Source organism: Superficieibacter sp. HKU1 (assembly GCF_029319185.1).
Lineage (GTDB): Bacteria > Pseudomonadota > Gammaproteobacteria > Enterobacterales > Enterobacteriaceae > Superficieibacter.
Window position 1 is genome coordinate 395,049 of sequence record NZ_CP119754.1, and the last position, 12,652, is coordinate 407,700.

Consider the following 12,652-nt stretch of genomic DNA (forward strand, 5'->3'; position numbering starts at 1 on the left):
AAAAGGAGTTCGACATGGTTAGGCTTGAAAATGATAATTTGCTGATGCTGTCGCGCCAGTTGCCAATGAAGTCTGTTGCCCTGATCCTGGCAGGAGGGCGCGGAACGCGCCTGAAAGATTTAACGGTCACGCGGGCAAAACCCGCCGTCCACTTTGGCGGTAAGTTCCGTATTATTGATTTTGCATTATCAAACTGCCTCAACTCCGGCATTCGCCGGATTGGTGTGATCACTCAGTATCAATCGCATACGCTGGTACAGCATATCCAGCGCGGCTGGTCATTCCTCAGCGAAGAGATGAATGAATTCGTCGATTTGCTGCCTGCGCAGCAGCGCGTACACGGTGAAAACTGGTATCGCGGTACCGCCGATGCGGTCACGCAGAACCTGGATGTTATTCGCCGTTACAAAGCGGAGTACGTGGTGATCCTGGCGGGCGATCATATCTACAAGCAGGATTACTCGCGGATGCTGATCGACCACGTGAAGAAAGGCGCACGCTGCACCGTAGCCTGCCTGCCGGTACCTAAGGCAGAGGCGACGGCGTTTGGCGTTATGCACGTTGACGAAGATGACAAAATCATCGATTTCGTTGAAAAACCGGCTAATCCGCCAACCATGCCTAACGACGACACCAAATCGCTCGCCAGTATGGGGATTTACGTTTTTAACGCTGATTACCTCTATGAACTGCTGGAACAGGACGATCTCAACGAAAATTCCAGCCACGACTTCGGCAAGGATATTATTCCGCAGATCACCAAAGCGGGCATGGCCTATGCGCATCCTTTCCCGCTTTCCTGCGTCCAGTCAGATCCAGAAGCAGAACCTTACTGGCGCGACGTCGGTACGCTCGAAGCTTACTGGAAAGCTAACCTTGATTTGGCCTCGGTCACACCAGAGCTGGATATGTACGATCAGGACTGGCCGATTCGCACGCACATGGAATCGTTGCCGCCGGCGAAATTCGTTCAGGATCGCTCCGGTAGCCACGGCATGACGCTCAACTCGCTGGTGTCCGGCGGCTGTATCATCTCCGGTTCGGTCGTTGTGCAGTCTGTGCTATTCCCGCGCGTCAGGGTAAATTCGTTCTGCAACATTGATTCATCCGTGCTATTACCGGATGTATGGGTGGGACGTTCCTGCCGCTTGCGCCGTTGCGTAATCGATCGTGCTTGTGTGATCCCGGAAGGTCTGGTGATCGGTGAAAACGCTGAAGAAGATGCGCGTCGTTTCTACCGCTCGGAAGAGGGGATCGTGCTGGTCACACGAGACATGCTGAATAAACTGAAAATTTAGAAATTCAAATAATAACCTTGCGCGGAAGGGGTCCGCGCGCTGTTTTACTGCAAGCGCCAGAGTGCCTTGTGGTGTTGACAGGAGCGATAATGCAGGTTTTACATGTATGTTCTGAGATGTTCCCGCTGTTAAAAACGGGCGGTCTGGCAGACGTGATTGGTGCGTTACCCGCAGCACAAAAAGCGGAAGGTATTGATGCTCGCGTACTGCTTCCTGCGTTTCCTGATATTCGCCGGGGCATTCCTGATGCACAAGTCGTGACGCGGCGTGACACGTTTGCCGGACCTATCACGCTGCTGTTTGGGCACTATAACGATGTGGGGATCTACCTGATCGATGCCCCGCATTTATACGATCGCCCTGGTAGCCCTTATCACGACACCAATTTGTATGCTTATACCGACAACGTGCTGCGCTTTGCGCTGCTCGGTTGGGTAGGTTGCGAGATGGCCTGCGGACTGGATCCGTTCTGGCGTCCTGATGTAGTGCACGCTCATGACTGGCACGCGGGACTGGCTCCGGCCTATCTTGCGGCTCGTGGCCATCCGGCGAAATCCATTTTCACCGTACACAACCTGGCGTACCAGGGGCTGTTTTATGCCCATCATATGAGTGACATCCAACTGCCATGGTCGTTCTATAACATGCACGGGCTGGAGTTCGAAGGGCAAATCTCGTTTCTGAAAGCGGGCCTGTTTTATGCCGATCATATTACCGCCGTCAGCCCGACCTATGCCCTTGAAATCACCCAGCCGCAGTTTGCTTATGGCATGGAAGGTTTGCTTCGTCAGCGACAGATGGAAGGCCGTCTGACCGGCATCCTTAACGGGGTTGATGAAAAGATCTGGAGTCCGGAAACCGACTTACTGCTTAACTCCCGCTATGGTCGCGATACACTGGAAAGCAAGGCGGAAAACAAGCGCCAGCTGCAAATTGCGATGGGCCTGAAAGTGGATGATAAAGTTCCACTGTTTGCGGTGGTGAGCCGTCTGACCAGCCAGAAAGGACTGGATTTAGTGCTTGAGGCGTTGCCGGGATTGCTGGAGCAGGGCGGACAACTGGCGCTGTTGGGCGCGGGCGATCCGGTGCTTCAGGAAGGATTCCTGGCTGCCGCAGCCGAACATTCCGGCCAGGTAGGTGTACAGATTGGCTACCACGAAGCCTTCTCGCATCGCATTATGGGGGGCGCGGATGTCATTCTGGTTCCCAGCCGCTTTGAACCGTGCGGCCTGACTCAGCTTTATGGATTGAAATACGGCACGCTGCCGCTGGTGCGCCGCACCGGCGGGCTTGCCGATACCGTCGCTGATAGTTCCCTGGAAAATCTGGCGGATGGAGTCGCCAGTGGCTTTGTATTTGAAGACAGCAATGCCTGGTCCCTGTTACGGGCGATCCGGCGCGCTTTTGTGTTGTGGTCGCGTCCGTCGCTATGGCGTTACGTACAGCGTCAGGCGATGCATATGGACTTTAGCTGGCACGTTGCCGCCCAGTCCTATCGCGATCTCTATCAACGTTTGATGTAACAACAGGAATCAAGTTGATGAATGCACCTTTTACTTATGCCTCCCCCACGCACAGCATTGAGGCATTGAAGCATTCCATTGCCTATAAGCTTATGTTCACTATTGGGAAGGACCCTGCTATTGCCAACAAGCACGACTGGCTTAACGCCACGTTGTTTGCCGTACGCGACCGGCTGGTGGAGCGCTGGCTGCGCTCCAACCGGGCGCAGCTTTCCCAGGAAACGCGTCAGGTTTATTACCTGTCGATGGAGTTTTTGATTGGGCGTACCCTCTCTAACGCGCTGTTATCGCTGGGCGTCTATGACGACGTGAACAATGCGCTGGATGAGATGGGGCTTAATCTCGAAGAGCTGATTGACGAAGAGAATGACCCGGGGTTAGGCAACGGTGGCCTCGGACGTCTGGCAGCCTGCTTCCTTGACTCGCTGGCCACGCTGGGCCTGCCGGGCCGGGGCTACGGGATCCGGTATGACTACGGCATGTTCAAACAGAACATCGTCGATGGTCGGCAGAAAGAATCGCCGGACTACTGGCTGGAATACGGCAACCCGTGGGAATTCAAACGCCATAACACGCGCTATAAAGTGCGTTTTGGCGGGCGTATTCAACAGGAAGGCAAAAAAAGCCGCTGGATAGAAACCGAGGAGATCCTCGCGGTCGCGTACGATCAGATCATTCCCGGCTACGATACCGATGCCACCAACACGCTGCGCCTGTGGAATGCGCAGGCGAGTAGTGAAATCAACCTCGGTAAATTTAACCAGGGTGATTACTTTGCGGCGGTGGAAGATAAAAACCACTCTGAAAACGTATCGCGCGTTCTGTACCCGGACGACTCCACCTATTCCGGGCGCGAACTGCGTCTGCGGCAGGAGTATTTCCTCGTCTCCGCCACTATTCAGGACATTTTAAGCCGTCACCATCAGTTGCATAAAACCTATGCCAATCTGGCGGAAAAAACCGCGATTCACCTCAATGATACTCACCCGGTATTGTCGATTCCCGAGCTGATGCGCCTGCTGATCGACGAGCACAAATTTAGCTGGGATGAAGCGTTTGAGATGACCTGCCAGATCTTCTCTTATACTAACCACACGTTAATGAGCGAAGCGCTGGAAACCTGGCCTGTAGACATGCTCGGTAAGATTCTGCCGCGCCATCTGCAGATCATCTTTGAAATCAACGACTATTTCCTGAAAACGGTTCAGGAGCAGTATCCGCAAGATACCGGTCTACTGAGCCGCGTTTCGATTATTGATGAGTCGAACGGCCGCCGCGTGCGCATGGCGTGGCTGGCAGTGGTGGCGAGCCATAAGGTCAACGGCGTATCGGAACTGCACTCCAACCTGATGGTCCAGTCGCTGTTTGCCGACTTTGCGACGATCTTCCCGACCCGCTTTACCAACGTAACGAACGGCGTCACGCCGCGTCGCTGGCTGGCGCTGGCAAACCCGTCGCTCTCCGCCGTGCTGGATGAGAACATTGGCCGTACCTGGCGCACCGATCTCAGCCAGCTTAGCGAACTCGAACAGCATATTGATTACCCGCTGGTCAATCAGGCGGTACATCAGGCGAAGCTGGAAAATAAAAAACGCCTGGCGGTGCTGATCGCCCAACAGCTTAACGTGGTGGTCAATCCGCACGCGCTGTTTGATGTGCAGATCAAGCGTATTCACGAGTACAAGCGTCAGCTGATGAATGTGCTGCACGTGATCACCCGCTATAACCGCATTAAAGACGATCCGTCGGCGGAGTGGGTGCCGCGCGTCAACATCTTCGCCGGTAAAGCCGCCTCGGCCTACTATATGGCAAAGCATATTATCCACTTGATCAACGATGTCGCGAAGGTGATCAACAACGATCCACAAATCGGCGACAAGCTGAAAGTGGTGTTTATCCCTAACTACAGCGTCAGCCTGGCGCAGGTGATCATTCCGGCGGCAGATCTTTCCGAACAGATCTCGCTGGCGGGCACCGAGGCTTCCGGCACCAGTAATATGAAATTTGCCCTGAACGGTGCGCTGACCATCGGCACGCTGGACGGTGCGAACGTCGAGATGCTGGAACACGTCGGCGCGGAAAATATCTTTATTTTCGGTAATACCGCAGAAGAGGTCGAAGAACTGCGTCGGCAGGGCTATAAACCGCGCGACTATTACGAAGAAGATGAGGAGCTGCGTCAGGTGCTGACCCAAATCGCTACCGGCGTGTTCAGTCCTGACGAACCGGGCCGCTACCGCGATCTGGTCGACTCGCTGATTAACTTCGGCGACCACTATCAGGTGCTGGCGGACTACCGCAGCTATGTGGACTGTCAGGACAAGGTGGATGACCTCTACCGTCAGCCAGAAGAGTGGACCAATAAAGCGATGCGCAACATCGCCAATATGGGCTATTTCTCTTCCGACAGGACGATTCAGGAGTATGCGGATCAGATTTGGGGGATTACCCCGGTCAGGTTGTAAGGCTGTCATGCCGGGTGGCGGCTTCGCCTTACCCGGCCTGGGGGATGCAGGATACGGACGTTCTGTAAGACCTTCGTAGGCCCGGTAAGCGCAGCGCCACCGGGCAAATTTACGCAAGTTTTCACCCAATCGGGGCCATTTGGCCCCGATTTTTTACCTGTAATTCAGAAAAGTGCCCGATCTGTTTATTTTATAATGTAGCCCTCTGAAAGGACTCAGCAGGAAGAACATGGAAAAGTTAAAGTCCATAGCCTTATCGGTATGTCTGGCATTCTCTGGCGCACGTTGTCGCGTTTATCGTTAGCTTTCAAACGGATAAGATCCAGTCGATAGCTGGATGATCGACGAGTGTCTGTGCGCCATGCATGATGCCTCGCTGCAACCAGGGAAAGGATACGCATGGAAAAACTGAAAGGGCAAATCTCCTCATTGTGCTTTGCATTTCTCGGAGTACCGCTACTGGCCTATCCCGTTATTCTCTTTATGCTCGCGTTGGGTCTGTTATTAAGTGGCCTGTTGTTACCGTGGTCGGTAATGCACAGGAGGATTAGCGGGCTGGAAATAACCCTGACGCTGCTCGCCGATTATTGCGTTATTTTTATATTGATGATGATCGCTGGCTGGCGGATTGCTCGTCGCGCCGCTCCGGCGCAGAAAACGCCGCTCTGTTGCGGACTGATGCTTACACCAGCCTTGTTATTCCTCATCATCGCGGGAGCTGAGATCTATTTCCGCTCGTTAAACATCTTTGTCGGGGAAAGCCTTCGCACGCTATATGTGGATATTATCTGGTTTCCGGTCCGGTTTTTATCACTGTTCAGCGATGAAGAGTGGGGCCAACTGGTGGGGCCGCTCAGCGCCCAGTCAGGCTTTGCGCTGGGATATTATTGGCAGTCGCGCGGAATACCGTAGATGACAATGGCGTCCAGGCTAAGAAATAAAATGGAGTCATAGCACAGGATCATATGGGATTGCGTTTCGCTTATCCGCTCTACAGGGTGGATATAAGACTTTGATATAAAATAAATTTAGGTAGATGCCTTTATCATCTTGCGCCTCGTTCCGGTATGGATTCGGAGTATTTTTACGTCATCATGTGGCGCAAAATGGTGTGTTTTTTAACGCACGGAGAAAGGATGCATGAACAGTAAAATAACCTTAGCGACGCTTTTATGCTGTGCTCTGATAGCCCCTGCCGTAGCGGATACGCTCAGGGATGCAGATGGTCATTCTATCGGTTCAGTGGAGACGGGATCGGGCGGCGACAAAACGTATCGGGATGGCGACGGGCATAGCAAAGGTTCGTCATCAACCAATTCCAGTGGCGAAACGACTTTCCGGGACGAATACGGTCATAGTAAAGGCAGCGCGCAGACCAATTCTAACGGAGAAACCACGTTTCGCGATGAATATGGGCATACTAAAGGGACCGCGCAAACTAACGCCAATGGTGAAACGACCTACCGTGATGAGTATGGTCATGTGAAAGGGACGTCAAGAATAGACTCAAGCGGTAAAAAGATCTTCAGAGATGAATACGGTCATGAGGTTGCCAGCCTCGAAAAATGATCGTCCTGCTGCAAAAAACACATAGGCTGGTCGCATAACGTTGAAACATGCCGGGTGGCGGCTTCGCCTTACCCGGCCTACGGGATGCAGGATATCGGCGTCTGTGTGATTTGTAGGCCCGCTAAGCGCAGCGCCACCGGGCATGGGGTAATGCCGGGTGGCAGCTTCGCCTTACCCAGCCTACGGGATGCAGGATATCGGCGTCTGTATAGTTTGTAGGCCCGGTAAGCGCAGCGCCACCGGGCACGGGGTGTACCGGTTAATTACGATGCCAGCGACAGCTCACGTTTCGCCGTATGCTGGAGCAGCCATTGCGCCACGCGTGATTGCTGGTCGGCATTAAGCCACATACCGAGGCGGGTACGACGCCAGATGGCATCATCGAGACGGCGGACCCATTCGTGTTCGACCAGGTAGCGTAATTCCGCCTCATAAAACTCATGACCAAAGTCCTCGCCCAGGTCGGCAATCGAGGTCGCGTCACGAAGAATAATGTCGCTGTTGCTGCCGTAGGTGCGGGCATAGTGGCGGGCTAGTGATTCGCTGATAAACGGATAACGGCGACGCAGTTTCGCGGCATAATCATCACGATCGCTGCCAATATCGCCTCCCGGTAACACCGCGTCTTTCGTCCACGCCTGGCCGATGCCTTTATAGTACGGCGTCAATTTCTCCAGCGCGTGCTCCGCCAGCTTGCGATAGGTGGTCAGCTTACCGCCGAACACGGACAGCAGCGGAGCTTTGCCATCCTCGTCATGCACATCAAGGGTGTAATCGCGGGTAATGGCCTGCGGTGAATCTGATTCATCATCGCACAGCGGACGCACGCCAGAGTAAGTCCAGACAATATCCTCACGCGTCAGCTGTTTCTTAAAATGCCCGTTATACACGTTGAGCAAATAATTAATCTCTTTCTCATCAATGGCGACGCTTTTCGGATCGCCCTGGTATTCCACGTCGGTGGTACCGATGATAGAGAATTCATCCATCCACGGGATCACAAAAACAATACGCTTATCTTCGTTTTGCAAAATATAAGCCTGCTTCTGGGTGTGGACACGCGGTACGACAATGTGACTGCCTTTAATTAAGCGGATGCCATAAGGCGAGGGCAGGTGCATCCCGTCATCAAAGAACTGCTTCACCCACGGACCGGTCGCGTTCACCAGACCGCGTGCCTGCCAGACATACTTTTTGCCGCTATCGATATCTTCCGCTTCAACGATCCACAGACCATTTTCCCGGCGCGCAGAGGTGGCGCGGGTGCGGGTTAATACCTTGCCGCCTTTCTGCTCAACCATCTGGGCGTTCGCCAGCACCAGCCGCGCATCATCCACCCAGCAGTCAGAATATTCGAATCCGCGCACGATTTCCGGCTTGAGAACCGATTCTGAGCCAAATCGCAAACTGCTCGAGCCCGGCAGGCTGGTTCGTTTACCCAGATGATCGTACATAAACAATCCGATGCGGATCATCCACGCCGGACGCAGGTGCGGGCGGTGCGGCAGGCGAAAGCGCATCGGAAAAGCAATATGTGGGGCCATTTTCAGCAGCACTTCACGCTCGGCCAGTGCTTCACTTACCAGGCGGAATTCATAGTGTTCCAGATAGCGCAGTCCGCCGTGGATCAGTTTTGAACTGGCAGAAGAGGTGGCGCAGGCCAAATCCTGCCCCTCCAGCATCAGCACGGACAAACCGCGCCCGGCAGCGTCCGCCGCGATGCCAGCACCGTTGATGCCGCCACCTATCACAATCAGATCTTTGGTTTCCATGCTGCCACCTCGTTACTTTCGTTAAAGCGCATAAATGTTCGATATCGCTCATGATAGCAAGGAATCGCGCTTTTGGTAACATCAAAAAAACAATTTAGAGTGATATGCATAACATAATGGCGTTTATCTCCCCTGACGACGTAAACTGAGAGAGTGATTGATTCATCTGCCCGTCTGAATGTGGCGGCGAAAAAGGCGTCAGAAAGAGAAACTATGGACCATTTTGAATGTATTAATGTTGAAGAAGCCCATCAAAAACTGCACCAGGCAAGCGCTGTGCTGGTGGACATCCGCGATCCGCAAAGCTATGCGCTGGGTCATACGCCGGGCGCATTTCATTTGACTAACGACACCCTTGGCGCGTTTATGCGTGAAACGGACCCTGAAACCCCGGTGATGGTGATGTGTTATCACGGCAACAGCAGTAAAGGTGCCGCGCAGTATCTTTTGCAACAAGGCTACGACCACGTCTACAGCGTGGACGGTGGCTTTGACGCCTGGCATCGCCATTTCCCGGCGGAAGTGGAGCGCACGCTGTTTTAGCCGTTATACTGTCCCCTTTTGTGTGGAATAAGCGACCGCCAGTATGTTGATGATCACCTCTTTTAGTAACCCGCGCATTGCGCAGGCGTTTGTGGACTATATGGCGACGCAGGGCGTAGTGCTAACGATCCAGCAGCATACGCAGTGGGATATCTGGCTGGCGGATGAAAGTCAGGCCGCGCGCGTGCAAACTGAACTGGCGCGGTTTATGGAAAACCCGGCGGATCCGCGTTATCTGGCGGCGAGCTGGCAGTCAGGGCAAACCAACAGCGGTCTTCATTACCGCCGTTTTCCGTTCCTCGCCACGCTCAGGGAGAACGCCGGGCCGTTTACGCTCGCCATTCTCGGCGTGACGATACTGATATTTGTGCTGATGAGTATTATTGGCGACCAGGCAGTAATGATATGGCTGGCCTGGCCGTACGATCCTTCCCTGAAATTTGACGTCTGGCGCTATTTTACCCACGCCCTGATGCACTTCTCCGTCCTGCATATTCTCTTTAACCTGCTGTGGTGGTGGTATCTTGGCGGCACGGTAGAAAAGCGTCTGGGCAGCGGCAAGCTGGTCGTCATTACCGTCATCAGCGCTCTGTTAAGCGGATTTGTGCAGTATCATGTCAGCGGCCCGTGGTTTGGCGGGTTATCTGGCGTGGTGTATGCCCTGATGGGCTATGCATGGCTGCGGGGCGAACGCGATCCGCAGAGCGGCGTTTTTTTACCGCGTGGTTTGATAGGCTTTGCTTTAATATGGCTAATTGCCGGCTGGTTTGATCTCTTCGGTATGTCGATTGCAAACGGTGCTCACGTGGCCGGGTTGCTGGTAGGGCTGGCGATGGCCTTTGTTGATTCGCATAATGCGCGAAAACGAACATAATTTTGCAGGGATTATTCATGAAACAGACACAGCGTCACAGTGCGATTATCGAACTGGTAAAAAAGCAGGGATATGTCAGCACTGAAGAACTGGTGGAGCACTTCTCTGTCAGCCCGCAGACTATTCGTCGCGATCTCAACGACCTTGCCGATCAGAACCTTATCCTGCGTCACCACGGCGGCGCGGCGCTGCCGTCCAGCTCGGTAAATACCTCCTGGCACGATCGTAAGGCCACGCAGACGGCTGAGAAAGAGCGTATCGCTCGCAAAGTCGCTGAACAAATCCCGGACGGCTCAACCCTATTTATCGATATCGGCACCACGCCGGAAGCGGTGGCGCACGCGCTACTGGAACACAGTAATTTGCGTATTGTCACCAATAATCTGAACGTGGCGAATACGCTGATGGTAAAGGATGATTTCCGTATCATCCTCGCGGGCGGCGAACTGCGCAGCCGTGACGGTGGAATTATCGGGGAGGCGACCCAGGATTTTATCGCCCAGTTTCGTCTTGATTTTGGCATCCTCGGCATTAGCGGCATCGACAGCGACGGCTCGCTGCTGGAGTTTGATTACCATGAAGTGCGCACCAAACGCGCAATTATCGAGAACTCACGCCATGTGATGTTGGTGGTGGATCATTCGAAATTTGGCCGCAATGCGATGGTGAATATGGGCAGCATCAGTATGGTGAATGCGGTTTATACCGATATCATGCCGCCCGCGGGCGTGATGCAGGTGATCGCGGAAAACAAAGTCCAGCTGGAGCTGTGCTAAGAAATTTTCCTATCCTGCAAGATAAATCACGATAATAGAGTATCGTGATTTATCGCAACTCTACGTTCTCTGTAATCGCTGTTTTTTAAAATTACCATAAATTTCATTTAGTTATAAATTTTTATTTTTATCCTCCCTCTTTGGCATCTCAATTGCAATCCAGTAGTCATGTAATAAAGCGAGCAAAAGGAATCCGCATGACATACGAAACAATGACCACCGCAAACGCCCCGGTAAAAATGTGGACCCACGGCGTACCGGTAGAAGACGATGCCCGTCAGCAACTGATTAATACGGCCAAAATGCCGTTTATTTTCAGCCACGTGGCGGTGATGCCGGACGTGCATCTGGGAAAAGGGTCAACCATTGGTAGCGTGATCCCGACCAAAGGGGCAATTATCCCGGCGGCGGTTGGCGTGGATATCGGCTGCGGCATGAACGCGTTGCGTACCAGCTTAACGGCGGCGGATCTGCCGGATAGTCTGGCCCGGCTGCGTAGCGCCATTGAAGCGGCCGTGCCGCACGGGCGTACTACCGGGCGCGGACGGCGTGACGTTGGCGCGTGGGAAAACCCGCCTGCCAACGTTGATGCGCAGTGGGCGACGTTGCAGCCTGGCTTCCAGTGGCTGACGCAGAAATACCCGCGTTTTTTGAACACCAACAACTATAAGCATTTGGGAACATTGGGAACCGGTAACCACTTTATTGAAATCTGCCTTGATGAGGCGGATCGGGTCTGGGTGATGCTGCACTCCGGATCGCGTGGAATTGGTAACGCCATCGGTAGCTATTTTATTGAAATGGCGCAGAAAGATATGCAACAGCATATCGCTAATCTGCCATCGCGCGATCTGGCCTGGTTTGAAGAAGGCAGCGAACATTTCGCCGATTATGTTAAAGCCGTCGGCTGGGCGCAGGATTATGCCCGCGCTAACCGTGATGCAATGCTGGAAAACGTGGTCGCCGCGCTGCATAAAGCGATCGCTAAGCCGTTTACGCTGAGCATGGAAGCGATCAACTGTCACCATAATTATGTACAGAAAGAACAGCACTTTGGTGAAGAGATTTTCGTGACGCGTAAAGGGGCGGTATCGGCGCGCGCCGGGCAGTACGGTATTATTCCCGGTTCGATGGGGGCGAAAAGCTTTATCGTCCGTGGGCTGGGTAACGAAGAATCCTTCTGCTCCTGTAGCCACGGCGCAGGGCGCGTGATGAGCCGTACCAAAGCGAAAAAGCTGTTCAGCGTTGAGGATCAGATCCGCGCGACGTCTCATGTGGAATGCCGTAAAGATGCCGATGTGATCGACGAAATTCCGATGGCGTATAAGAATATCGACGCGGTAATGTCTGCTCAGACCGATCTGGTTGAGGTGGTGCATACCCTGCGTCAGGTGGTGTGCGTTAAAGGATAATACGATGCAAAGGACAATTGCGCTGAATGGCGCGGATGGGGATTCGTCAGCGCACTACGCTCCTGCGGCACGGATTTTACCCGGCGGGAGAAGGCGCGTTCACCGTGGCGCATGCTTCCCCCCATCTGTTAACCAATATCGCTGTGGTCGGGCAGTTTTTGCCGGTGACGTTTAGCCTGGAGGAAGAGGGCGGGATGACGCGGGTGACGGTTAAGGGAAAAGACATGTCCAGTTGAAACGTTAGTTGGCGCTGCGCTCACTGTTTTTGCAAACTGATGTAATCGATTGATTCTGAAGGTGGATATCAAACTGTAGGCCGGGTAAGCGCAGCGCCACCCGGCATTACGATACTGCGATAACATGCCCGGTAGCGGCTTCGCCTTACCGGGCCTACATTCTGATGTAATCGATTTATTCTGA

General features: G+C 53.6%; 10 protein-coding genes and 1 pseudogene. 10 read left to right on the forward strand and 1 reads right to left on the reverse strand.

What is annotated here, in order from left to right; translation table 11 throughout:
* Nucleotides 1-14: 14 nt before the first annotated feature.
* The 5 genes from glgC to P0H77_RS01880 all read left to right on the forward strand — a co-directional run bounded on the left by glgC (nt 15) and on the right by P0H77_RS01880 (nt 6,855).
* Entirely contained in the window at nt 15-1,298 is a 1,284-nt protein-coding gene (gene glgC / locus P0H77_RS01860; protein ID WP_276161902.1) for a glucose-1-phosphate adenylyltransferase, read from the forward strand.
* A gap of 89 nt (nt 1,299-1,387) precedes the next feature.
* Nucleotides 1,388-2,821: a glycogen synthase GlgA gene (glgA, locus tag P0H77_RS01865; RefSeq protein ID WP_276161908.1), complete on the forward strand. Its 1,434-nt coding sequence runs from the start codon at nt 1,388-1,390 to the stop codon at nt 2,819-2,821.
* A 17-nt stretch (nt 2,822-2,838) separates the two neighbouring features.
* Nucleotides 2,839-5,286, forward strand: coding sequence for a glycogen phosphorylase (glgP, locus tag P0H77_RS01870; protein ID WP_276161913.1), 2,448 nt, complete (start codon nt 2,839-2,841; stop codon nt 5,284-5,286).
* Nucleotides 5,287-5,685: 399 nt separating this feature from the next.
* The gene (locus P0H77_RS01875; protein WP_276161919.1) at nt 5,686-6,198 is read left to right on the forward strand and encodes a hypothetical protein; all 513 of its coding nucleotides are present in this window, start codon (nt 5,686-5,688) and stop codon (nt 6,196-6,198) included.
* Between the two features lie 228 nt (nt 6,199-6,426).
* Nucleotides 6,427-6,855: a hypothetical protein gene (locus P0H77_RS01880; protein ID WP_276161924.1), complete on the forward strand. Its 429-nt coding sequence runs from the start codon at nt 6,427-6,429 to the stop codon at nt 6,853-6,855.
* 263 nt (nt 6,856-7,118) lie between these two features.
* Here the strand turns inward: P0H77_RS01880 and glpD are convergent, their stop codons facing one another.
* Nucleotides 7,119-8,627: a glycerol-3-phosphate dehydrogenase gene (gene glpD / locus P0H77_RS01885; RefSeq protein ID WP_276161931.1), complete on the reverse strand. Its 1,509-nt coding sequence runs from the start codon at nt 8,625-8,627 to the stop codon at nt 7,119-7,121.
* Nucleotides 8,628-8,840: 213 nt separating this feature from the next.
* Between glpD and glpE the strand changes: the two genes are divergently transcribed.
* The 5 genes and pseudogenes from glpE to P0H77_RS01910 form a co-directional block, all read left to right on the forward strand.
* Nucleotides 8,841-9,170, forward strand: a complete 330-nt coding sequence (gene glpE, locus P0H77_RS01890; protein WP_176919400.1) for a thiosulfate sulfurtransferase GlpE — start codon at nt 8,841-8,843, stop codon at nt 9,168-9,170.
* Between the two features lie 43 nt (nt 9,171-9,213).
* Nucleotides 9,214-10,044, forward strand: coding sequence for a rhomboid family intramembrane serine protease GlpG (gene glpG / locus P0H77_RS01895; protein ID WP_276161949.1), 831 nt, complete (start codon nt 9,214-9,216; stop codon nt 10,042-10,044).
* Nucleotides 10,045-10,061: 17 nt separating this feature from the next.
* Nucleotides 10,062-10,820, forward strand: a complete 759-nt coding sequence (locus P0H77_RS01900) for a DeoR/GlpR family transcriptional regulator (protein WP_276161954.1) — start codon at nt 10,062-10,064, stop codon at nt 10,818-10,820.
* A 197-nt stretch (nt 10,821-11,017) separates the two neighbouring features.
* Nucleotides 11,018-12,232, forward strand: coding sequence for an RtcB family protein (locus P0H77_RS01905; RefSeq protein ID WP_276161959.1), 1,215 nt, complete (start codon nt 11,018-11,020; stop codon nt 12,230-12,232).
* A gap of 83 nt (nt 12,233-12,315) precedes the next feature.
* Nucleotides 12,316-12,468: pseudogene (locus tag P0H77_RS01910) on the forward strand (RNA 3'-terminal phosphate cyclase); the annotation flags it as partial.
* Nucleotides 12,469-12,652 lie beyond the last annotated feature (184 nt).